This window comes from Candidatus Eisenbacteria bacterium (genome assembly GCA_016867715.1).
GTDB lineage: Bacteria > Orphanbacterota > Orphanbacteria > Orphanbacterales > Orphanbacteraceae > VGIW01.
Map to the genome: position 1 here is coordinate 1 of VGIW01000056.1, position 21,462 is coordinate 21,462.

17 protein-coding genes are annotated in these 21,462 nt (G+C 65.8%); 7 read left to right on the forward strand and 10 right to left on the reverse strand.

Features of this window, described 5'->3' with window-relative positions:
* Window positions 1-108: 108 nt before the first annotated feature.
* The 3 genes from FJY73_09785 to FJY73_09795 are packed head-to-tail and all read right to left on the reverse strand — an operon-like array spanning window position 109 to window position 1,476.
* A complete protein-coding gene (locus FJY73_09785; GenBank protein MBM3320952.1) occupies window positions 109-468 on the reverse strand; it encodes a YbjQ family protein in 360 nt (119 codons plus the stop codon).
* On the reverse strand, window positions 465-911 hold the full coding sequence (locus FJY73_09790; protein MBM3320953.1) for a zf-HC2 domain-containing protein: 447 nt from the start codon (window positions 909-911) through the stop codon (window positions 465-467). Before FJY73_09790 ends, FJY73_09785 begins: the two co-directional genes overlap by 4 nt.
* On the reverse strand, window positions 901-1,476 hold the full coding sequence (locus tag FJY73_09795; protein MBM3320954.1) for a sigma-70 family RNA polymerase sigma factor: 576 nt from the start codon (window positions 1,474-1,476) through the stop codon (window positions 901-903). Before FJY73_09795 ends, FJY73_09790 begins: the two co-directional genes overlap by 11 nt.
* Window positions 1,477-1,654: 178 nt before the next feature.
* Between FJY73_09795 and FJY73_09800 the strand changes: the two genes are divergently transcribed.
* On the forward strand, window positions 1,655-2,668 hold the full coding sequence (locus FJY73_09800) for a hypothetical protein (GenBank protein MBM3320955.1): 1,014 nt from the start codon (window positions 1,655-1,657) through the stop codon (window positions 2,666-2,668).
* Between the two features lie 11 nt (window positions 2,669-2,679).
* On the forward strand, window positions 2,680-4,218 hold the full coding sequence (locus FJY73_09805; protein MBM3320956.1) for a hypothetical protein: 1,539 nt from the start codon (window positions 2,680-2,682) through the stop codon (window positions 4,216-4,218).
* Between the two features lie 201 nt (window positions 4,219-4,419).
* Here FJY73_09805 and FJY73_09810 read toward each other — a convergent pair whose 3' ends face one another.
* Both FJY73_09810 and FJY73_09815 read right to left on the reverse strand, forming a co-directional pair.
* The gene (locus FJY73_09810; protein ID MBM3320957.1) at window positions 4,420-5,166 is read right to left on the reverse strand and encodes an SDR family oxidoreductase; all 747 of its coding nucleotides are present in this window, start codon (window positions 5,164-5,166) and stop codon (window positions 4,420-4,422) included.
* A 10-nt stretch (window positions 5,167-5,176) separates the two neighbouring features.
* Window positions 5,177-6,646, reverse strand: coding sequence for an HAD-IG family 5'-nucleotidase (locus FJY73_09815; GenBank protein MBM3320958.1), 1,470 nt, complete (start codon window positions 6,644-6,646; stop codon window positions 5,177-5,179).
* Window positions 6,647-6,824: 178 nt separating this feature from the next.
* Between FJY73_09815 and FJY73_09820 the strand changes: the two genes are divergently transcribed.
* Window positions 6,825-8,459, forward strand: a complete 1,635-nt coding sequence (locus tag FJY73_09820; protein MBM3320959.1) for a sulfatase — start codon at window positions 6,825-6,827, stop codon at window positions 8,457-8,459.
* Window positions 8,456-8,704: a hypothetical protein gene (locus tag FJY73_09825; protein MBM3320960.1), complete on the forward strand. Its 249-nt coding sequence runs from the start codon at window positions 8,456-8,458 to the stop codon at window positions 8,702-8,704. Before FJY73_09820 ends, FJY73_09825 begins: the two co-directional genes overlap by 4 nt.
* A gap of 82 nt (window positions 8,705-8,786) precedes the next feature.
* Here FJY73_09825 and buk read toward each other — a convergent pair whose 3' ends face one another.
* The 3 genes from buk to FJY73_09840 form a co-directional block, all read right to left on the reverse strand.
* Entirely contained in the window at window positions 8,787-9,875 is a 1,089-nt protein-coding gene (gene buk / locus FJY73_09830; protein ID MBM3320961.1) for a butyrate kinase, read from the reverse strand.
* The gene (locus tag FJY73_09835; protein ID MBM3320962.1) at window positions 9,868-10,776 is read right to left on the reverse strand and encodes a bifunctional enoyl-CoA hydratase/phosphate acetyltransferase; all 909 of its coding nucleotides are present in this window, start codon (window positions 10,774-10,776) and stop codon (window positions 9,868-9,870) included. The genes buk and FJY73_09835 overlap by 8 nt, the downstream gene beginning before the upstream one ends.
* A 177-nt stretch (window positions 10,777-10,953) precedes the next feature.
* Window positions 10,954-12,369: a hypothetical protein gene (locus FJY73_09840; protein MBM3320963.1), complete on the reverse strand. Its 1,416-nt coding sequence runs from the start codon at window positions 12,367-12,369 to the stop codon at window positions 10,954-10,956.
* Between the two features lie 313 nt (window positions 12,370-12,682).
* On the opposite strand from FJY73_09840, the gene FJY73_09845 reads away from it, so the two are divergent.
* Entirely contained in the window at window positions 12,683-17,311 is a 4,629-nt protein-coding gene (locus FJY73_09845; protein MBM3320964.1) for a S8 family serine peptidase, read from the forward strand.
* A gap of 108 nt (window positions 17,312-17,419) precedes the next feature.
* On the opposite strand, the gene FJY73_09850 is transcribed toward FJY73_09845, so the two are convergent.
* Window positions 17,420-19,213 carry a sigma-54-dependent Fis family transcriptional regulator gene (locus FJY73_09850; protein MBM3320965.1) on the reverse strand — a complete coding sequence of 598 codons (1,794 nt, stop codon included), beginning with the start codon at window positions 19,211-19,213 and terminating at the stop codon, window positions 17,420-17,422.
* 567 nt (window positions 19,214-19,780) lie between these two features.
* A complete protein-coding gene (locus FJY73_09855) occupies window positions 19,781-20,029 on the reverse strand; it encodes a hypothetical protein (protein ID MBM3320966.1) in 249 nt (82 codons plus the stop codon).
* A gap of 596 nt (window positions 20,030-20,625) precedes the next feature.
* On the opposite strand from FJY73_09855, the gene FJY73_09860 reads away from it, so the two are divergent.
* Both FJY73_09860 and FJY73_09865 read left to right on the forward strand, forming a co-directional pair.
* Window positions 20,626-21,027 (forward strand): hypothetical protein, encoded by a 402-nt coding sequence (locus FJY73_09860; protein ID MBM3320967.1) that lies wholly within the window; start codon window positions 20,626-20,628, stop codon window positions 21,025-21,027.
* 206 nt (window positions 21,028-21,233) lie between these two features.
* On the forward strand, window positions 21,234-21,462 hold a 229-nt coding region (locus tag FJY73_09865; protein ID MBM3320968.1), incomplete at its 3' end, for a hypothetical protein.

Genomic DNA, 21,462 nt, shown 5'->3' on the forward strand with positions numbered 1-21,462 from the left:
CCGTGAGCTCATTTGCGCGCGGATCCCCGAGATCGACGAAGAGGATCGCCCGGGAAGCGAGAGGGGTCGCGAGAAGAAGCAGCAAGACGAGCGCGATTGTTCGTGTCTTCATCGGCCTCCTCCACCCGACTCGCGCGCTGCATCGCTCGACAGCTTCCGGAGCCGAACCGCCGTTCCATACGCGACGATTTCCGCCGCGTGCTGCATCACCTCCGAGGTCGCGAAGCGCACCGTGACGATCCCGTCGGCGCCGAGTCTTCTCGCTTCCGCCGCCATCCGATCGAGCGCCTGCTCCCGAGCCTCGGCGAGCATCTTCGTGTATTCATCGATCTCCCCCCCGACGAGGTTCCTGAGTCCGGCCACGAGGTCTCGCCCGAGATGCCTCGCTCTGACGGTGTTCCCCCTCACGAGGCCGAGGCACTCGACCGCCTCATGACCCGGAACGGCATCCGCCGTGCAGATGATCATCGCTGAACCCTCCGGTACGGATCGCGCACCCACGCGTACAGGCGCTGTCTCGCGACCGACACGAAGAGTACCACGATCCCGAGAAGCGCACACCCGATCCCGATTCGGACGACCGCCGGAAGGGACGCGTCGCGCCAAATCGAGAGGAACGCATGATACGCTCCGAACACGAGGACGACGATCGCGCCGATGGAAAGAAGGATCCAGCCCGCGCCGCGCTCCATCCGGTTGTACACGCGCCCCCAGTAGAGTTCCCAATCCCGATCCTCGCGATCGGACAATCTCATCCCGGCCGTCACCTCCTTTACACGACGAAGGGCATCAAGCTCCGCGCGGCACGCCGGGCAGGCCTCGAGGTGCTCCTCGAAGCGCCGCCTCGCCTCGGCCTCCATCTCCCCGTCGAGATACGCCATCGAGGCGTTCGGAAACTCCTCACACCGCACGGGGCCCCTCCCCTCCGATGAGCCTCTCTTTCAACTTCTGCCGGGCGTGAAAAAGACGGGACATGACCGTTCCGATCGGCACGCCGAGGATCTCCGCGATCTCGCGGTAACGGTACCCTTCGAGGTCCTTCAACACGATCACCTCCCGGCTCTTCAGGTCCAACGCGGCGAGCCCTCTCCACACGCGCTCCGCCGCCTCGCTCCGCTCCGCGAGAAGATCGGGGCGGAAGCGCTCCCCGGCGTCCGGCTCTCGTCCCTCCTCGGCCATCTCGTCGAGCGAATCGAACCCGCGCGATCTCCGCCTGGCGAGCGCCGTAAGACAGAGGTTCCGCAGAATGCGGAAGAACCAAGGGGCGAAGTCGCTCGCCGGATCGAAGCCGCGAATCGCGCGGAACGCGCGGACGAAGGCTTCCTGCGAGATGTCGTACGCCTCCTCGCAGTCTCCGAGCATGCCGAGCGCCGTGAAGTACGCCCGCTTCATGTAGGCGTTCACGATCGGGCCGAACGCTTCTCGATCGCCCTCTCGGCATCGCGCGATCCACTGCCGCTCTTCCTGTCTGTTCATCGGGCGATCGCGATCTCCGATCGAAGCGCCTCACGAGAGCATACCCCGCCGGCGCCTCTCCTATTCACTCGCGCGCTCCCCGGTCCCGCCCTCCAACGGCGGCCGCAAGCGCAAGAACCGAGGACCTTTACACTGCCCGACCATTCTCGTATGTTTATGGATCGGGAGCAAGCCGAACATGGGAAAGACCCCGACCGTTCGAAGCTGGCGGATCTTCTACGATCGTCTGCTCAAGAACGACGAGTATCGGAGCAGCATCGATCCATCGCGATACGGCCCGTACCACACGTACCGGGAGCAGTTCGTCCGCGTCGACCGGCTCCTCAAACGGTATCCGCGAAACATCACCGCGATCCCGATCGGGACAAGCGTCGGCGGCGAGCCGATCTGGGTCTTCCGCGTGTCGAACACGGAAGAGGCGGCGGAACCGCGCGCGTGTTTCCTCGTGTTGTCTCTTCTCCACGCAATCGAGTTCGTCGGCGCCGAGGCGAACCTCGCGCTCTTCCAGCGTTTCGTCGCCAACATGAACAAGAACCCGGCGCTCGCGAACCGCGAGGTTCACTTCCTCCCGATCCTGAATCCCGACGGCTACCTCGAGGTGGAGAGAGAGCTCACGAAGGGGAGAGCGCGCTTTCACCGCGGCAACCGGCGCGGGGTCGATCTCAACAGAAACTTCGGGGCGTTCTTCTCGAGGCGGTACCTATGGCACCGAGTCCTCCGGAAGATCTACGATCCCGGACCGCGCCCCTTCAGCGAGCCGGAAACGGCGGCCCTCCGTTCCCACCTTCTCGAGCACCGCTTCGATTTCGCGCTCTCCCTCCATTCCTTCGGCGGACGATTCCTCTTTCCGTACGGTGGGAAGCGCGAGAAGTCGCGGATCGACTCGTGGTACCGCGAGACCGCGCGGGCGCTCATCGACCAGCAGCCGCATTACGGATACAAGGCGGGCCAGCTCGCACGCGCGTTTCCGCTCTTCCTCGTCCGAGGGAGCGAGGCGGATTACCTTCACGAAACGTTCGGCACGCGAACGCTCGTCGTCGAGATCGGGCGGAACGGCCCTCGTGTTCTCCACCCGCGCAATCTCCTTGCTCCGTTTCCTCTCTTCAATCCGAAGGATCTCCAGCGCGAGCTCGACAACCTGATGGATCCTTTCTTCTTCTTCCTTTCAATGAACCGCGAGAAGCGCGGATAGGACGGAAGGCAGTGAAGCGGAGAACAGCCGGCGCATGCGGAGCCCTCGCCGCCGCATGCCTTGTCGCGGCCTCGATCGCGGGCTGCGGGCCGCGCCCGCAGCCGGTATTCCTCTTCGCCGATTCGACGGCGGTTCGGCTCGAGGCGGGAAGGAAGGATTCGGCGCCCGATCCGGGTCTGGATCCGGCGTGCGAGGATCTCCATGCGCACGCGAGAGAGACCGGCTCGCTCGCGCTACTTCTCGAGGCGGCCGAGTCGCACGGCTGCGAGGTCGCCCGATCGGATCTCGGGTTCCGTCTTCTTCTCCGCGGAAGCCGGGCGCGCGGAAGCGCGCTTCTCAACGATGTAAACGATCAAGTCATGAATCGATTCGAGCGCGCGGCGCACCGCGCCCGGCTCGCGTTCCTCGCGCTCGGCGAGGATTCGCTCCGCGCGGCGGTCGGCCTGCTCGAAAGAGACTACGCGGGACGCTTCGAGACGCTCCTCATCCGGAGCGCGGCGGACCTTCGCGCGGGGAGGCTTCGGGAGGCACGGGAGGGTTTCGAGGAGGGGGCGATCCTCCGGCCCGCGGATCCTCTCCCCCTCGTCCTTCTTGGAGAATCCGCCTTTCGCGACGGCTTCTTCGGCGCGGCGAGCGACGCCTTCCGCCGAGCTCTCGCGCTCGACCCGCGGGATCCTCTCGCGCCGATCGGGCTCGCCTCGATCCTCTACTCGGAGGGTCTCCTTCTCGAGGCCGAGGGTCTCCTCGCGCGCGCTCCCGTCCCGAACCCGCACGGCGTCGAGGGGACAAGGCCCTACTTCCTGCACCGGGCGGCGGAGGCGAACCTTCGTTTCGCCGACGGGAAGTTTCGCATCGCGAGAGAAGTGCTCGCGCGCGCGCGGAACGAGGCGTACCGACTCGGGGACGAGGAGAGTTTGATCGATCTCACCGTCCGTCGCTTCCACGTCTTCCTCGAGGAGGAGGCGACCGATTCCGCCGCCGCCGAGCTCTCCGAGCTCCGTTTCCGGGAAGCGGTCCGCAGAGTCCGTCCGGAAGGACCGGCGGCCGTCCCTTACTACGAAGGGCTTCTCGGCGCCTTTCGAGACGACTACGGCGCGGTTACCGCCAAACGACTGGAGCTCGTGACGATTCCCGGCGCGGACGCGTTTCTCGCGGACCTGATCGAGGGGATCTTCGAGGCGAGAAGAGGATTGGGGGGCGAGGCGGCGATCCCCCTTCGCCGGGCTCTTCGTCGAGGCGAGAGCGCGCTCGCTCGTCACTATCTCGGCCGCGCGTCCATCGCGCGAGCGAGGTGGGGAGACGCGATCGCGAACCTCGAATGGGTCGTCAACCGCGGCGAGTCTCTTCTCGATTCCCCGCTCCTTCTCCCGCTCTCCTATTACTATCTCGGCAGGGCCTTCGAAGAGCGCGGGGACCGCTTGGACGCGGAGCTCGCCTATCGCGAGTTCCTTCACTCCTGGAGGGACGCGGATGCCCATCGCGCGGAAGTCTCGCACGCGCGCGCGTATCTCCGGATCAAGAGCCCGGTTGGAGAGCGCGAGAACCGGTAGGCGGATTCTCTTCCAGACGAAAACATTTTTCTTGCCGTTCCGATCGCTTTGTGCTAAAGTTCCGCGAGGCTTTCCCTCAGCGGCCTCGGCATCGTCCGGAGCGGCTGGAAAACCCGGGGTAGCCGAGAGAGAAGCGAGGCCTTCCGGGAACTAGCGGAACCCCGGAGGGCCGTTCTGTGTCGGGGGAGAGCGGGGCGCGGTCTACTCGCCCGCGGCGAGCCTTCCTCCGTCCACCGGAAGGGCGGCGCCGGTGATGAACGTTCCCTCCACGAGGAGGAAGCGAACGGCGGAGGCGATGTCGTCGGGAGACCCCGCGCGTTTCAAGAGCGTCTTCGAGATCGCTTCTTCCATCGTCTCGACCCCTCGAGCCTCCGGCGGGAGAATCGGACCCGGAAGAATCGCGTTCACGCGAATCCGCGGCGCGAGCGCGGCGGCGAGCCCCCGTGTGAGGCCGATGAGCCCCGCCTTGGAGGCCCCGTACGCGAGATAGCCCGGCCAGAGACGGACGCCGCCAGTGTCGGCGATGTTGACGATCACTCCTTCGTTCATGCGGGAAGCAACCGCTTGCGTGAGGAAGAAGACCGCCTTGAGGTTGACGTCGTGGAAGAGATCCCACTCCTCCTCGGCCGTCTCAAAGAACGGAGTCCTTCCGAACGTGGAGGCGTTGTTCACGAGAAAGTCGATGCGGCCCATCCGGTCCAGAACCGTCTCCGCGAGGCGCCGGATCTCCTCCACCGAACGGAGGTCCGCGCGGAACGCACAAGCACCTTCCCCGGCCTCGCGCGCCGTCGCCTCGGCCTCCCTCGCGGATTGGTCGTAGTGAACCGCCACGCGCGCCCCCTCGCGGGCGAGGCGGAGCGCGATCGCCCTTCCGATGCGCCGCCCCGCGCCGGTGACGAGCGCCACGCGGCCGGCGAGCGGCCTCCCTCTCGCTTCGTTTTCGCTCACGGCATCGGCCTCACATCTCGTGCGGCATTCGGTCCATCGGAGAGCGAAAGAAATGGTCGCCGTCGTAGTTCAAGAAGTTGCTCACGCGGCTCGTGTAGAGACACGCGAAGTCCTTCACTTGATGCCCGAAACGACTCGTCTCCTTCCCCTCTCGGAAGATCGGCCCCCAGACACGGTTGTAGCTCCGCTCGCACTCCTTCCACGTCGCGTCGCTCTGGCGATCCAGCTCCTCGATCTTTCGGCCGCGCGCTCGGATCTCCTCGTCGAGAAGAAGGATCTTCCGTTCACGGCGCGCGCGGGTGCGCGGAACCCGCTCGCTTCGATTGAGAAGCTCGAGCCGCGCCTTCTCCCTCTCAAGGGAAGATCTCTCCATGTCGATCCGGTCCCGCTCCTCCGAAAGCGCCGAGTAGAGCCTCAGCTTCGGCCCGATCTGCAGCGTGACCTTGAGCTCGAGTTCGAGCTCGAGCACCACCATCGCCGTCCGCCATCCGGCCGATTTCTTCGCCCGGAGAATATCCCCGTACGTGTGATCGCCGAAGTAGAGGATCTCGTCGCCCCGGAAGCCGAGCTTCGCCTCGAGGAAGCGCACGTTCCCCCCCTTCCCCGCGCACGGATGAAGGGCCTTCCGATGCGGCCGCGGCGCGACCGCCTTCTTTCCGTCGAAGAAGTCCGGCTTCTTCGCGTCGGTGATCACGACATCGAAGAATCGGCGCCACTCCGCGGCGTCCTCCCCCTTTCGCTCCCGGAGAAGATGGCGCATCAAGACGTCCGTGTAGTAGTACTCCGAGTTCGTGAGCAGGAAGAGCTTCTTTCCCCACGAGCGAAAGCGCTCGAGGGTCTGAAGAAGCTTGACATCGCTTTGAATGAATCGCGAAGGATTCTCGCGAATGACGCTCTTGATGCTTCCGTCCGCGTGCGCCTGATCGATCGTCTCGCGGACGTCCCGGTAGATCTTTCGGAAGTCCGGCTGCTCCCCGCTCTCCTCGAGCCGATCGATGATCGAAAGAAAGAGATAGACCTCGGGCAGATGGAAAAGTGTGTCGACCGAGGAGTAGTTCTTCGAGGAGAGGCTGACGTGGCGGCGCCGGTAGAGCGCCAGCTTCTCTCGCGAGAGCTCCTTCCTTCCGTGGAACGCGCGCGTGACGAAGTTGTGGTAGTTCGTCTTCAGGATGTTCCCGCGGAGATGGTCGATCACGAGCCCGCGGATCACGAACTCCGGGTCGTACCGGATCGCAGCGATCGCCGGAGGGTAGCCGCGCTTCCGCACGAGCCTCTGCTGGGTGACGCGAAACGCCAGCTCCTCGACCGGCAGCGGATCGTAGTGCGCGAGCGTGTGGTCGAGGTCGAAGCCGATCGCCCCGATCGAGGGGAGACGCAGATTGCGGTTCACGAAGACGCGCTGGCGCCTCGGAATCCGCCTCTCCTCGGCGGAGGAGACCGCCGGGAAGAGGCGCTCGAACGGGCCCTTGTCGTTGGCCATCGAAAGTCCCCCCGCGTCGCCGCCGGCCACGAGCGTAGACCAGCGCCCGCGAGACTGCAAGAGCCGGCGGCTCGCGTATTCCATTCCTCTCGCCGTTCGGAACCGTCTTCGCTACCATCCTCGGGAAAAGGCGATGCGGTTTCTCCCGCGGCCTCTGCTCCGCGGGAGGGAGGAAGCGATGGTTTCTCTCGCCGCGCGGGCGGCCGGATGGACTGCGTTTTGGTTCGGGACGTTCGGTCTCGCGAACGGGATCGAGCAGGTTCTCCTCTATCCGTACTGGTACCCTTCGGCGCCGGACCGCTTCGCGTACTTGATCGTTCTCTTCGCGGTCTATGCCGCCGCGGGTCTCGCGGCGGGAGTCGGAACGGCTTGCGTCGCCCTCCTCCTCGCGCGCCGCGATCGGGCGGCGCCGGGGGCCGCGTCCCTCGCGGGCCTCGCGGCGGCCTTCGTCTTCTGGGCCGGATTCTGGATCCACCGGGACTTCGTCGCCCGATCCTTCTCGGCGAGGGGGCTCGCCGTCACGCTCGCGCTCGCGTGCGCGGGGGCCGTCTGCATCCGCATCGCCCTTCGCCTCGAACCCGCTCGAGCGAGAACCGGACGCGCGCTCGCCGCGGTTCCCGCGGTCTTTCTTCTCATCGGGCTGGCCGTCGCCGCGCGAGGATCTTCCGGAACGCGCGCGCCGGAAGGGGGCCTGAACATCCTGCTCCTCGTGATCGACACGCTCCGAGCCGACCGGCTCTCCTGCTACGGGAACCCTCGCCCGGCAAGCGGCGCGATCGACCGGCTCGCGCGGGATGGAGTCCTCTTCGCGGAGACCATCGCTCCCGCTCCCCTCACTCAGCCTTCGGTCGCGACGATCCTCACGGGCCTCTATCCGGCGGCCGCCGGCGTGGTGAACCACCCGAACCGCCTGGAAGAAGGGCGCTCGACGCTCGCGGAGATCCTCTGCGAGGCCGGATATCGGACCGCCTTCGCGAACCCGCACCCGCTCCTCACGCCCGCGTGGGGATTCGACCGAGGGTGGGACGAATACCGCTACCTGCACAAGCCCTCGCGATTCGAAGCCTCGCTTCTCGCCGATCTCCTCCGAAGGCTCCGTCTCAGAGATCTCCGCACGGGATACCAAGCCGACACAGTGACCGATTTCGCCATCGACGTTTTAAGTCGCAATCGATCGGAACCGTTCTTCCTCTACGCGCACTACCTCGACCCGCACTTTCCCTATGTCCCGCCCCGCCCGTTCGATCGGCTCTTCGCGGACGCGGGGAAGCCGCGGCTCCTCGATGAGCGCCTCCCCGACGGGCGCCGGCGCATCTTTTCGATCGACGCCTCCCCCGGGGAGATGGAGGAGACGGTCGCCCTCTACGACGCGGAAATCGCCTTCACGAGCCGCGAGGTCGGCCGCCTTCTCTCCGCGCTCGACCGGCTCGGCCTTTCCGACCGGACGCTCGTCGCGCTCACCGCCGACCACGGCGAGAGCCTCGGCGAACAGGGCCTCTTCTTCGCCCACACCCACTATCTCTACGATCCGACCCAGCACGTTCCGTTGATCCTCCGCTTTCCGAATCGGTTCCCTCGCGGGAAGATCATCGAGGCGCAAGCCGGGCTCGCGGACCTCGCTCCCACCCTTCTCGACGCGGCGGGGATCCGCGCGCCGGAGGAAATGGAAGGGCAAAGCCTCCTGCCCCTTCTTCGCGGAGAAGAGACGGAAGGGCGGTTCGCGTTCGCGGAAAACGGAGAACGATCGCTCGAAGCGGCGAGGAGGAGAACCCGCGATGGCTCGTCGAGGGGGACGCGGGGAAGTGGCGCATGATCCGCGCGGACGGATGGAAGCTCATTCGAATCCCGACGCCGTCGGGTCCCGTCTACGAACTCTATGATCTCGAGAGCGATCCGGGCGAGACGACGAACCTCGCGGAACAGAGGGCGGACATCCTAGCGAGGCTTCTCGCGTCGCTCGAGGATTGGCGTCTCGCGTCCGAAACGGGCTCGTTCACGAAGACGGAGATCGACGAGGAAACCCTCGAGGGGCTCCGCTCGCTCGGGTATGTCCACTAGCCTGGAACCCGACAGGAACACGTAGGAGGTCTTCTCGGCCGGGCCCCGCGAGGAGCGCCCTTCGGACGGATGGACACGAGCCTTACGAGTACTCGATCGGCTTCTCCTCGCCGGTCAGCACGCGAAGCGCCCCCTCGGCGAGCGCCTGAAGCTCGTCCTCTCCGGGATAGACTCTGACCGGCGCGATCCATCCGACGCGTTTCGCAAGCGCGTCGACGACCTCGGAGGCGTGCGCCATGCCGCCGGTGACGAGGATCGCATCGACCCTTCCCTCGAGCACGGTCGCCGCGGCTCCGATCTCCTTCGCGATCTGATAGATCATCGCGTCGACGACGAGCCTCGCTTTCGCGTTCCCCGAGGCGATCCGATCGAGCGCCTCGCGAAGGTCGTTCGTCCCGAGATACGAGGCGATCCCCCCCCGCCGAAAGATCTTCGCCGCGATCTCCTTCTCGCCGTGCCTGCCGGAGAAGCAGAGCTTCACGAGCTTCATCACCGGAACGGAACCGGAGCGCTCGGTCGAGAAGGCGCCCTCCTCCATCGAGTTCGTCACATCGACCATCCGGCCGCCTTCGTGCGCGGAGACCGAGATCCCGCTCCCGAGATGAGCCACAACGAGCCGAAGATCCGAGTAGCGGGCGTTCGTCTCGCGCGCGTGGCGCTTCGCGACCGCCTTCGTGTTCAGCGCGTGCGAGAGGCATTCGCGATCGAGGCCTTCGAGCCCGGAGAGCCGAGCGACCGGCGGCCACTCGTCGACGCTCACCGGATCGACGATGAACGCGCACGAGCCGGGGGCTTCATCGGCGAGGGCGCGGGCCATCGGGGCGCCGAGATTCGACGCGTGATCTCCCCGCTTCGCCTCGCGAAGATCGGCGAGCATCTTCTCATTGATCGCAAAGGTTCCGCTCGGGAGGGGTTTCAGGAGCCCTCCCCGCCCGACGAACGCGTCGAGGCGCTTCGCGTCGACCCCGCGCGCCCGAAGGCAAGCCCTCGCCTTTTCGAGGCGAAGATCGAGCTGTTCGACGAGCGGGCGGCCCGCGTAGGAAGCGAGCTCCTCCTCCCCGTGGCGCGCGTTCTCCTGGAAGAGAGCGCGCGCGTCCTCGAAAAGACCGATCTTGGTCGATGTCGATCCCGGGTTCAGGGCCAGGATGCGCGCGGGACTTCTTTTATCCATGAATGATCACCCCCAGAGCGACCGCGTTCAGCTTGTCCTCGGCGCTCTCGACGCGCGACGGGATGAGAACGGGGACGCGCGCCCCCATGATCACGTGCCCGCACGCGGAACCGCCGAGATACTTGACCCCCTTCCCGAGCAGGTTCCCCGCCTCGATGTTCGGAACGACGAGGATATCCGCCCGGCCCGCGACCGGGGAGCGGATCCCCTTCGCCTCCGCCGCCGAGACGAGAAGAGCGTTGTCGAGAGCGAGAGGTCCGTACACCTCGCACGACCCGAACTCCCCGCGCTCGCCCATCTCGGTGAGCGACTTCGCGTCGACCGTCGAGGGGAGCTTCTCCGAGACCGCCTCGGTCGCGCTCATGATCGCGACGCGCGGCTTCTCGAACCCCAGCGCGCGGAAGACCTGCACCGCGTTCTCGACGATCTCCTTCTTCTGCTCGAGCGTCGGGAGAACGTTCAGCCCTCCGTCCGTCACGCCGACGAGCCGCCTACTTCCGCTCGTCCGATCCTCATAGAGGAGGACATCGCTGAGGACTCTTCCCGTGCGGAGACCCTTCTCCTTGTCGAGAACCGCGCGGAGAAGCTGATCCGTGCGGAGGTGGCCCTTGAGGAGGACCGATGCCTCTCCCTTTCTCGCGAGCGCGACGGCCGCGGCCGCCGCCTCGTCCGGCCCCGCGGCGCCGAGGATTCTCGCCTTCGCCGCGAGATCCCTCTCGCCGGCCGACTCCAGCTTCTCCCGAATCTTCCCCTCTTCGCCGACGAGAATCGGCTCGGCGATCCCGAGCGCGACCGCCCTAGAGATGGCGGAAAGCGCGACGTCGTCCGCGGCGTCGACGACCGCCACCGGCTTCGGTCCCATGTTCTTCGCGCGCTCGATCAGCTCCGCAAAGCTCGACATCGGGCGCTTCGTACTGGCGTTCGCGTTCATGCACGAAGACTCCTTCTCATACACTCAAACCATGAACGTTTCACGTCCGGGGTTGTTGGACCGCGCCCGGCCGGGGATCGAACGGACTGCGTCCGCTCGCGGCCCGACCGGGCTTTCTGTGTCCATCGATTCCTGAGGCATGGGCCCTTATCGGATGAGGACCATCTTCCGCGTCTCTCCGGCGCGCTCCGTCTCCAGCCGGGCGAAGTAGACTCCGGAGGGGACGGGACGCCCCGCTGCATCCGCGCCTTTCCAAACGACCGAATGGACCCCGCGCGCGAGCTCCGCGTCGAGAAGCCGCGCCACCCGGCGGCCCGCCGGGTTCAGAACGTCGAGCACGACGCGCGCCGGATCGGCCAAACGGAAGGAGATCGCGGTCTCCGGGTTGAACGGGTTCGGCCGGTTCCCGAGAAGAACCGCCGGCGCGGCCGGAAGCGGAGCGGACGCCACGGCCGTCGCGTCGCCGATGAGAAGATCGAACCCCATGAACCCGAGGTAAGCGGTCACCCACGCCTGGTCCATCGTGTCCGTATCGGCCGGCTGCGCCTGGATGCCGCCGTCGTCGTCCGTGTCGAACGCGCGGAGATAGTTCGTCATGTTCAGGTGGCGCGTTCCCCAGATCGGATCGCCGGTCGAGACCTCGAGGCGCTTCATCCCCAAAGCATACCACCCGTTCCACGCGTTCTCCCAGGAACCCGGATCGGCGACCGTGTCCATCTCGGCCGCGTGCGACGCGACCCAGAGCGATTCCTCCTCCGGATGATCCCGGAAGTAGGATTCGAGAAGACCCCACATCACCGCTCCACCCGACATCGCCCACTCCTCGTTCGAGAGGACCAGCGGATCGCCGTTCACCCAGTTCTTCACGCGGTTGCCGCGGCGCTCGGCGGTATCGACCCAGGTCGCGTTCCCGCGCCACACCCCGTATTCGTACAGGTTCCCCGCCGCCCAAGCCAGCACCGGCGGGTTGACGAGGTTGTGGAAACCTGTCGTTCCGGTGCGCGCCAGGTTGTGCGTGTGGAGATACCCGGCGCACGAGTCCGCGTAGTCCATGTACGACGAGTCGCCGAAGACCTCGACATATTTCATCTGTGCGCAGAGCGCCCACCCGCAGTTGTAAATGCGGTAGTAGCCGGTGACGAGGTCGTCCCCGCCCTCCTCGTCGTACGCGGGATGGCCGAGGACATACGTCCAGGAAGCTGCGAGATGATCGAGGAGTGAAGAATCTCCGGTCAGCTCGAAGAACCGCGAGAAGATCCAGATCGATTCCGAAGTGTTGTCCGTCTGGATGATGTCGAGAAGGTGTTCCCCTTCGCGGATCCCGCCGTATTCCGGGTCGAGCGTGTCCGCCACCTGCATCGAAGCGATGAAGCTCGCCGCGAGCCCGAAATCGGCGAGGTCGTCGCCGCTGAAGAAGAGGCGCGCGTCGTCCGGGAGAGGTCTCTCCCCCGCCTCGAAGGCGGCGCGGGCGCGCGCGGCGTCTTCAGGCGTCCACGGAACGGTGGCGAGCGCAGGGAGGGCGAAGAGGAGAACGGTTGCCGAGAGGAAAAGTGCGCGCCGCATGTCGGACCTCGCTTTCCGAGAAAGGCCTGCCGGTGTTCGATCATCCCGTGATGGTTTCATTCTACCAGAAACAGGGCTCTCTTTCATTAGTTCCGGAGGCGCCCCGGGAGCCCTCGGCGGCCCCGCGAGGCTCGACCGCCCCGCCGCGGAAACGGCGTTGACCCGAACCCGAGACGCCGTGGTATTCTCGGAGGCCGATTCGCGGCGGCGCGGCGGGGAACGCGCGCGAAGGATCCGCTCGCGGCCGGCGGGATGGGTCGATCCGTTCACGAGGAAGCTCGGGAGCGTCCGAAGGGGCGTTGCGGAGGGGTTCTTGTTCTCCCTTTCTTCGAGAGCGGCTCTCGGCTCCGCGTTTCTGGTCCTCCTTCTCTCCCCCGTCCTCTCGGATTCCTCTCTCGAGGACTCGGTTCCCCTCCTTCCGCGGCTCGCGGAACCGGAAGACGGCGCATCGGTCCGCGCCGAGGACGCGATGCTCCGCTGGGAAGGCGTTCCGGGCGCCGAGATCTACCACGTGTTCGTCTCCCCGCGCCCCTTCGCGCCTCCGTCCGACCTCTCCTCGATCGAAGAAGACTGGGTGCACGTCACGGCGGAGCGGAACTGGGTTCACGCGGCGCGGCTCGGGCTTCCGAAAGTCGAAAGCGAGCGATGGTTCTGGACAGCGGCGATTGAGCGGGGAGGCGTCTTCCTCGCCCCGGCGCCCCGCTCGTTCCGGCTCTTCGAACCGGATGCGTCCCTGGATGCGACCGCGCCGATCCAAAGGATCGGAACGCGGAAGAAGGAACAAGGCGCGCGCCGCGGCGCCGTTGTGTTTTCGAACGGGGAGAGAGCGACTGGAACCGCGCCGAAGGCGCTTGCCTCGACGGCCGAGAGACATTGGATCGTCCGCTTCGAAGGACCGATCCGCGAGGAATGGAAGAAAGCCATCGAACGAGAAGGAAGGCGCGCGGCGGGATATCTTCCGGACGATGCGCTCATCGTCCGCGCCTCGCCCGAAGGCGCCGAGAAGATCCTCGCCTCCCCCGGCGTCGATTGGGTCGCGCCCTATGAGGGGCGGTTCAAGATCGAAGCCTCCCTCGCGTCGCGCGCGGCCGGAGAGGAGAGGGTCGTCGCGCTCCTCTTCCCGGGCGAGAGCGCCGAGTGGACGGCCGATTCTCTCGCGCGCGCCGGCTTCGATATACTTGATCGATCAACGAATGCGATCGTTCTCCGCGCGGGCGGCGAAGGAGTCCGGCGTCTCGCCGACTTTGCGGAGATCCGCTGGATCGAGCCCTTTCGGGAACCCGTCTTCTTTAACCAGGACTGTCAATGGGTCGTGCAGACGAACACGGCCGGGAATCGAAGCATCTGGGCGCGCGGCCTTCGGGGCGAGGGGGGTCTCCTCTCCCTTTGCGACAGCGGCCTTCGCGCGCCGCATCGGATGTTCCACGACGCTCTCCGCACGATCGCCGAGTACGGGGACTTCCCGGACCACCGCAAGATCGTCGCCTATCGCAAGGCGTGCGACTCTCCCCTCATCTTCTTCGGAGACGACCCGGGCGCCTTCTATCACGGCACCCACACCGCCTGCACCCTTGCCGGAAACGACAGCACGTTCGGCGCGAGCGGGCTGGACGGAATCGCCCCCGAAGCGCGTCTCTTCTTCGTGGACGCGGGCGGGAACTCGAACATCGTGCACACGCCCGCCGACCTCGCCGACCTCTTCCTTCTCGTCTACGAGGGGAACGAGGCGGGGGCGCCGCGGATCATGTCGAACTCCTGGGGAGCCCTCGGCGGAGGGGCGTATGACTTTCGGTGCGAGCAGCTCGATCGCTTCGTGTGGGAGCACAAGGACTTCCTCCTCGTCTTCTCCAACGGAAACGGCGCAATCACAAACTCGGTCGCGTCTCCGGCGGCGAGCAAGAACTGCGTGGGGGCGGGCGGGACCGAAAACGGTTCACAGGCGAACCAAATCTACTCGAGCACGAGCCGGGGGCCGACCGACGACGGGCGCATCAAGCCGACCCTTTGCGCTCCCGCGCGGCTCGCTTCCGCCTCGGGCGAGACCGACGCCGCGTATCAAACGCTCGAGGGGACGAGCATGGCCGCGCCGTCGATCGCCGCGAGCGCGGCGCTCGTGCGCCAGTACTTCATGGAGGGGTGGTATCCCTCCGGCGTGAAGGGCGCATCGGCGTCTCATCCGCCCTCCGCGGCGCTTCTTCGCGCGATGCTCGTCTCGGGGAGCGTGTCGGATTTCGCGGGCCACGCGATTCCGTCGTTCGACATCGGCTGGGGAAGAATCCGTCTCGAGGATGCGCTCGCCTTCTCCGGCGATTCGAAGCGTCTCGCGATCACGGACGAATCCCCCGGCCTTCTCACCGGCGAGATCGATGTCTACCGCGTGACGGTCGCCTCGTCCGCCGAGCCTTTGAAGGCGGTTCTCGTCTGGACCGATTATCCTTCCTCGCCCGCCGCCTCGCGGAACCTCGTGAACGATCTCGACCTCACGGTGAGAAAGGGCGGCCTCGTCTATCTCGGCAATGTCTTCTCCGGCGGGCTTTCGGTCGCGGGGGGCGCGCGCGATTCCTTGAATGTCGAAGAATGTGTTCTTCTCGCCGGGCCGGCGGCGGGGGAATGGACGATCGAGGTGGCCGCCGCGGCCGTTCCCTTCGGACCCCAGCCGTACGCGCTCGTCGTCACCGGCGCGCTCGACGCGAACGTCGGATCGATCTCCCTCGATCGGAACTCGTACGGCGCGATCGACACGATCTTCGTGCGAGTCGAGGACGGAGACGCGCCGAGCGCTCTTGTCCTCCTCTCTTCCGACACGGAGGTCGAGCCGGAGAGCCTCGCGCTCGCGGGAAGCGGGGGCCTCTTCGTCGGAGCGTTCCCCACGGCAACCGGAGGGCCGGTTCACGGAGACGGCCTTCTTTCGGTGAGCCACGGCGATTCCATCCGCGCGGAGTACCAAGGCCGAACCGCGGGCGCCGCCGCGTGGCTTCGCGGACCGGTCTTGCGGCCGCCCGCGGCGAGCGCTCCGGACGATGCGTCCGCCGTCATTCGATGGGAGAGCGACATCCCTTCCGATTCTCGGGTCGCCTTCGGAATCGACGGGTTTCCTCTCGCCGACACGATCGTCTCACGCGATCTCGTCCTCGTTCACGAAGTCGCGATCGACGGGCTCCTTCCCGACACGACGTACCGGTTTTCCGTTTCCTCCGCCGACTTCCGTGGAAACCGGACCGCTGACGACGGCGGTTCGGCGCTCTATCGCTTCACGACCGGCGGGCGGGCGGACATCCTCCTCGTCGTTGGCGACGCGACATTCGAAGATTCGGACCGATATCGTTTTGCCCTCAATCGTTTCGGCTGGCTCGGGCGCATCGCCGAGGGGACGATTCCCCCCCTCGGGGACCGCACGCGCGGCCTTCGCAGCCATCCGGTCGTCTGGTGGCAGGCGGGATGGGAGGAGTACCCTCCGTTTTCCGACGCGGCGCGGGAGACGATCGACCGCTATCTCGCGGGAGGCGGACGCCTCGCCGCGGTCTCGCACGACGCCGTCTGGGCGCTATCCGATCCGGCTTCCCCCTTCCGGTCCGAAGAAACCGCGAGCTGGCTCGGGCGCTGCCTCAAAGCTTCCTTCCTGAGAGAACCCTCGTTCTGGAGCATCGTCTTCGGCGCGGCGAACGATCCGATCAGCGGATCCTACTCGATCGGGGGAATCTCCTACACGCCGATCCGAGGCGGCGGCGCGGGAGACGTCGTCGCGCGCGCCGCGGTCCCCGCGACGATCGATTCGGTTTGGAGCGAGAACGCGAGCCAGGGGATGATCGGGCTCCGATGGATCGATGCGTCCCCGTCCGGGCATCCGGACAGCGCGGTCTGGGGCGGGACGAAATCGCGCGGCGCGACCTACTGCTTCGAATGGTCCCGCCTGAACACGTCGAACGACGACGACTTCACCCGCGCTTCCGTCTTCGACAAGACGGTGCGATGGCTGATCGGGCGGGACCATCCGGACGTCGTCCTCACGACGTTCGCGAGCGGCGGGACGATCAACTCCTCTCCCGTCACGATCCGATGGAACGAGACGATCCACGGGGGAGTGGGCGTTGGACAAAGGCGAATCGAGTGGAGCGGCGATGGAGGCGCGTCGTGGAACACGATCGCTGCGAACGCCGGCCCCTCGCCGTGTTCGTGGAATCTCACCGGTGTGCCGAACGGTACGACGCTCCGGATTCGCGTCCTCCTGGCGGACGGCGGCAGTCCTCCGCTCCACGGAATGGACGCATCGGACGCCGACATCGTGCTCGCGATCCCGGGGAACGACACACGCGGGCCGCGGATCGTCGCCGGGAGCGCGCGCGTCGCGCCCGATCCGGTCCCGTGGGGGAGCGCGGCCGAGATTCGCGCGGCGGTCTCCGATTCCCTCAGGGGAGGATCCGCGGTCGTCGCGGCGGCTTGGTCTCTCGCGCCGGACGGGTCGGGCGAATGGACGGCGATGAGCGGGACCTGGGGGAGCGCCGCCGCCGAGGTCTTCGACACGATCGACGCCTCACTCCTCGCGCCCCCCGTCGACACGATCTGGATCCGCGGGAAGGACTCCGGCGGCATGTGGGGGGAGGCGAGCCCGCTTCACGTGGTGCTTCGAGGAGATTTCACCGGGATCGAGGACGCGGCGCCTCCCCTCTCCTTCCGCCTCCACCCAAGCGCGCCCAATCCCTTTAACCCTCAAGCGACAATTCGCTTCGATCTTCCCGCGGCGGGCGCGGCGCATCTTTCCGTCTACGACGTGAGCGGCCGGCTCGTGCGGGTTCTCGCCGACGGTCCCTTCGCCGCGGGGAGCCACGAGACCGCGTGGGACGGGCGGGACGACCGGGGCCGCGCGGTCGGAAGCGGCGTCTACCTCCTCTCCCTCGAATCCGCCGGCCGGCGCGCGACGGCGAGGACGGTCCTTCTACGTTAGCAGAATGCTCTCCCACCGATTGTTGCCATGAGCGAATGGGTCTTTACCGTATCGGCGGGTCGGAAGAAGGAACGTGATCGTGCGGAGCTCTCGCGCTCCACGGAATGTCTATCGGAGACCGTGGAGCTTCATCTTTCGGTAGAGAGTCGCGCGGCTGACCTCGAGGTATCTCGCCGACCGTTGGACATCGTCGCGGAACTCACGGAGGACGGAGGAGAGCAATTCCTTCTCCTTCCTTCGCGAGCGTTCTCGCAAGGATCTCTCTCGAGAAACACTCGCTCCTTCTCGAATCGATCGCCGGAGCAGGGTGGCCGGAATCACTCTTCCCCGAACCAGATGCGCGAGACGCGCCACTTCCATCTTGAGCTCTCGAACGTTCCCCGGCCAGTCGTAGCGAACCATCGCCAAGAGACACCCGTGGGAAAACCGAATCCGGCGTCCCCGTGCGCCCGTTTCTTCGGAGAGGAAATGCTCGGCGAGGCGCACGATGTCGCAAGGGCGATCGCGAAGCGGGAGAACATGCAGCTCGACGCCGCGCAACCGGAACAAAAGATCGGGGAGAAAAGCACCTTGTTCGACCAATGCACAGAGGTCTTTCGTGGCGGCCGCGATGGTTCGCGTGAAGACGATTCGCTCCTTGGTATCTCCCAACCTGCGAACTTCCCCCGTGTCCAGAAAGCGGAGAAGTTTGGCCTGCAAGCCGGGAGATGCTTTGTCGATCTCGTCGAGGAAGAGCGTCCCCCCATCGGCCTTCTCCAAGAGACCGAGCTTGTCGTGTGCGGCACCGGTGAACGCGCCTCGCAGGTGCCCGAAAAGCTCGCTCTCGAGAAGAGCCTCCGAGAGCGCCGCGCAATCGATCATCGCGCACGGTTTGCCGGGGCGGCCCGTTCGGTGGATCGCCCGCGCGAGAAGCTCCTTCCCCGTTCCGGTCTCGCCTGAAATGAGCACGGGGAGAGCGCTCGATGCGATCTCGCGGGCGATCGCGATCTGATCGAGGAGATCGCGGCTTTCGGTGACGATGCAGGAGAAGGGATCTTCCTCGGCGAGCCGAGGCGCCGCGGGTCTCTCGAAGAACGGCTCTTCCAGCTTCCGGCGAACCCGCTCCTCGTCCTCCTTCATCCCGGCGCGTGCGTAGAGCGCGCCGGCTTCCAGGAACTCCTTTTCCGGAAGAGAGGATCCCTCGGCCCGCTCCTCCAAGGTGCGCGCGAGCTCGATCCGATCTCGGATGAGCCGAAATGTGCCGACGGCGCGGTCGTAGAGATCGCGAGCCTCTCGCTCGCGCCCCTCTCTACGGGCGAGCCGACCGAGCGTCCGGTAGCAGGTCCCCTCCTCTCGCCGGTCCATGCACGATCGCGAGACGGAGAGCGCCTCCGTCGCGAGGGTCCTCGCCTCCTCGAGCCGCCCCTCCTCGATGCGAACATCGGCGAGCCGGCGAGCCAATTCCGGGAAGAGATCCCCCTTGGGCGCGATCTTCTTCGCGATCGCGAGACCACGCCCGAAGCAGCGAGCCGCCCGCGTCCGATCCCCCGACCGGAAGGCGAGCTCTCCCTCTTCCTCCCAACAGAGGGCCTTCGTTCGAAGGAACCTCCCCGAGTCGCACAGGGCGTGCGCTTGTTCGATCTCCGTCTTTGCCTCTCGGAGCTTGCCGAGAAGGCGGAAGGCGCGCGCCATCGCGACGCGTGTATCCGCTTCGCCGGGGCGATTGGCGACAAGACGAAAGATGTGAAGAGCGGTTTCCGAGTGGCGAAGCGCCCGAACGACGCGACCCGCACGAAGGTCAATATGAAGGAACTGCTGGTGCGCCGTCGCACCAAGGATGGGAAAACCAAGCTTGCGAATAGCCCTTAGGGCGAGGCGAAGGCTCCCTGCCGCTGAACCCAGTTCTCCAACGTTCTTCTGCACAACACTCGCGCCGAGTCGAGCACGCACCGCCCGGTAGGGGGCCCCGACCGTTTCCAGAAGCCTTGCTGAGGCTGCGAAGCAAGCAAGACCATCGTAGGGTCGGCCCGAAAGAGAGAGCGCCCAACCTCTCACATAATTGATTTCTCCGAGCGACTCGGGGTCTTTGGCCAGGCTCGTCGCGTCTTCACATGAACGGAGCGCAGCGTCGAGACGCCCCATGCGCATCTCCGCCTCCGCCATCACGGCTCGGAACCTCGACCGATGTTCGGGAGCAAGGCCTTCGGTCGTCAGAAGTTCTTGCGACATTCGGTAGGCTTCGTCAAAAAGTCCGGCGGAGACGGAAGATCGGCAGAAACGGTAAGCGGATTGGATCTTCATCGGAGAAGTCGGGGCTTCCCGAAAGGCTTTCTGAAGCTGTTGGTCATACGAGCAGGATTCAAGGTAGGCACCACAGTAGAAGAGAAGCGTCGCGATATTGTCCATGACGGTCGGGTTGGATGACGAGCGCTTCTTCAGGTCGTCGATCCCAACGAGAAGGTCTCGCTACAATTGCTTCACGATTGTCCCCTACCAGAGAACTGTGGTCAGGAGTGCAACTTGAACCAGCAGTTGCCGAAACGACATCGTTGGTTCTCGATCCGTTTCCAGGCCGGGCACGTGCGCGATCCCCTGCTGGATCCCTACCGGCGTATCCGGATCCCCTTCGACGACATCCGGCGCGAAGCCCAGCGTGTTGTTGACCTCGATGAGAGCGTAGCCTCCCGACGGGAGGACGAGCAGCGAGAGAACGACCATCGCTGCAAGAAGCCTTCTCATTCCTTTCCTCCTTGCGCGCAGGAAGAGCCGCGTGAGAGGCGAGCTCCCACTCGTGCGCTCCGACCCGTCCGTGCGGGTCGCAAATAGAATTTCCGTCTGGTGGTCCCGATCCCCGTGGCTTGCAACAAAGAATGCCATACGATTCGGCCATCCGTCAAGTGTTTTCGCTCGAGGAGAATTCTGCGAAGCCTCGAGCCGTGCGGACCTCAAGACGTCGGATCCGTCGGATCAGGGCCCAGCCGACGACTGCGAGCCTCCTCTTTCTCTTTCCGCGCGGGAAGGATTCTCACGAATGAGACCCCGGTCTCACTTGTGAGACCGGTCGAACTCGTTGAACAGGAAGAGATTCGGAAGACGCTCCCCTCGAAGGACCTCCTTCGTCTCAGCGGCGATCAGGCGCGCCCCCCGCCGCCCCTTCGTGCGGTGATCGCCGATCTTCTTGTGAACAAGAGAGTTGGCAAGAAGACGAGACGTTTCTTTGTCTCGGCATCTCGCTTGCTCTCTGGGTGCATTCGGCGGCTCGAAGAGACAGGACCGCCGAATCCGGGCGGGAACGACCGCCGGAAGATCTCCGGCGGAGAAGAGAGGAGGGGGTCATGAAGCCGATCGCAGGAATCGCCGGGATGTTGTGGGTCGCTCTTTTCGTACTCGGTTTCGGGTGCGTCATGCAGGAAGGCGCCGACGGACCGGAACGGGGGGGCGTTCTCACCGCGCCGCGCATGGGGATCTCCGATTCGGAGGAGGACCGCGAACCGTGGGCGGTCTTCGTCGAGGCGCTGAAGGCGGACCCCGCGGCGCCGGACCTCTCCCTGGTCGATGCGGATTGGGAGGACGTCGACCCGGGTCTTCAGCAGTATCTCCTTGGCAGATGGGCGGAGATCGTCGGGGAGGAGAGCGCCTCTTCGGAGCTGCCGACATCCTGGACGTGCATCAAGCTGGCGTTCAACGACGACCCGGGTGACGACTGCCCCGTGAGGACGAAGCCGGAGCAGGGGTGAGATCCACTTCGACAAGCGCGCGGTGGAACCGGGGCCGGGACCTCCGGCCCCGCCTGTCCGGAAACGACCGGAAGGGGTAGAGTGAAACGAAGAAGGGTCTTCGAGGGTTCGGGGAGGGAACGTGCCGCGGCGCGCTCCTTCCCCGAACGGTCGGGGGCGAGGGGTGGATTGGGAAAGCGGGCGTTCCGACCTCGCGGGAGGATCTCATGAGCAATCGTTCGTTCGTCTTCTTGAAAGGGAGGTTTCGAAATATAACACGTGCACGATCGCTTTGGGTTGTTCTCCTTCTCGCTCTTCCCGTTGCGTCGCCGTCCGCGCCGCGCTATGCGCATGTCCCGATGGATCCCGCCTGGTGCCGTGAGGTGGGGACGGGGGAGCTTGTCGCCACGGTGGACACGGTGCTTCTTTGGTACAACGGGGAGAAGGTGTACGGGC

What these genes read in the sequence shown, in the direction of transcription:
- FJY73_09855 (MBM3320966.1), bottom strand. Translation starts at nt 20,029, where the DNA reads ATGAGAAGGCTTCTTGCAGCGATGGTCGTTCTCTCGCTGCTCGTCCTC.
- FJY73_09800 (MBM3320955.1), top strand. Translation starts at nt 1,655, where the DNA reads ATGGGAAAGACCCCGACCGTTCGAAGCTGGCGGATCTTCTACGATCGT.
- FJY73_09795 (MBM3320954.1), bottom strand. Translation starts at nt 1,476, where the DNA reads ATGAACAGACAGGAAGAGCGGCAGTGGATCGCGCGATGCCGAGAGGGC.
- buk (MBM3320961.1), bottom strand. Translation starts at nt 9,875, where the DNA reads ATGGATAAAAGAAGTCCCGCGCGCATCCTGGCCCTGAACCCGGGATCG.
- FJY73_09815 (MBM3320958.1), bottom strand. Translation starts at nt 6,646, where the DNA reads ATGGCCAACGACAAGGGCCCGTTCGAGCGCCTCTTCCCGGCGGTCTCC.
- FJY73_09835 (MBM3320962.1), bottom strand. Translation starts at nt 10,776, where the DNA reads ATGTCGAGCTTTGCGGAGCTGATCGAGCGCGCGAAGAACATGGGACCG.
- FJY73_09785 (MBM3320952.1), bottom strand. Translation starts at nt 468, where the DNA reads ATGATCATCTGCACGGCGGATGCCGTTCCGGGTCATGAGGCGGTCGAG.
- FJY73_09860 (MBM3320967.1), top strand. Translation starts at nt 20,626, where the DNA reads ATGAAGCCGATCGCAGGAATCGCCGGGATGTTGTGGGTCGCTCTTTTC.
- FJY73_09825 (MBM3320960.1), top strand. Translation starts at nt 8,456, where the DNA reads ATGATCCGCGCGGACGGATGGAAGCTCATTCGAATCCCGACGCCGTCG.
- FJY73_09840 (MBM3320963.1), bottom strand. Translation starts at nt 12,369, where the DNA reads ATGCGGCGCGCACTTTTCCTCTCGGCAACCGTTCTCCTCTTCGCCCTC.
- FJY73_09820 (MBM3320959.1), top strand. Translation starts at nt 6,825, where the DNA reads ATGGTTTCTCTCGCCGCGCGGGCGGCCGGATGGACTGCGTTTTGGTTC.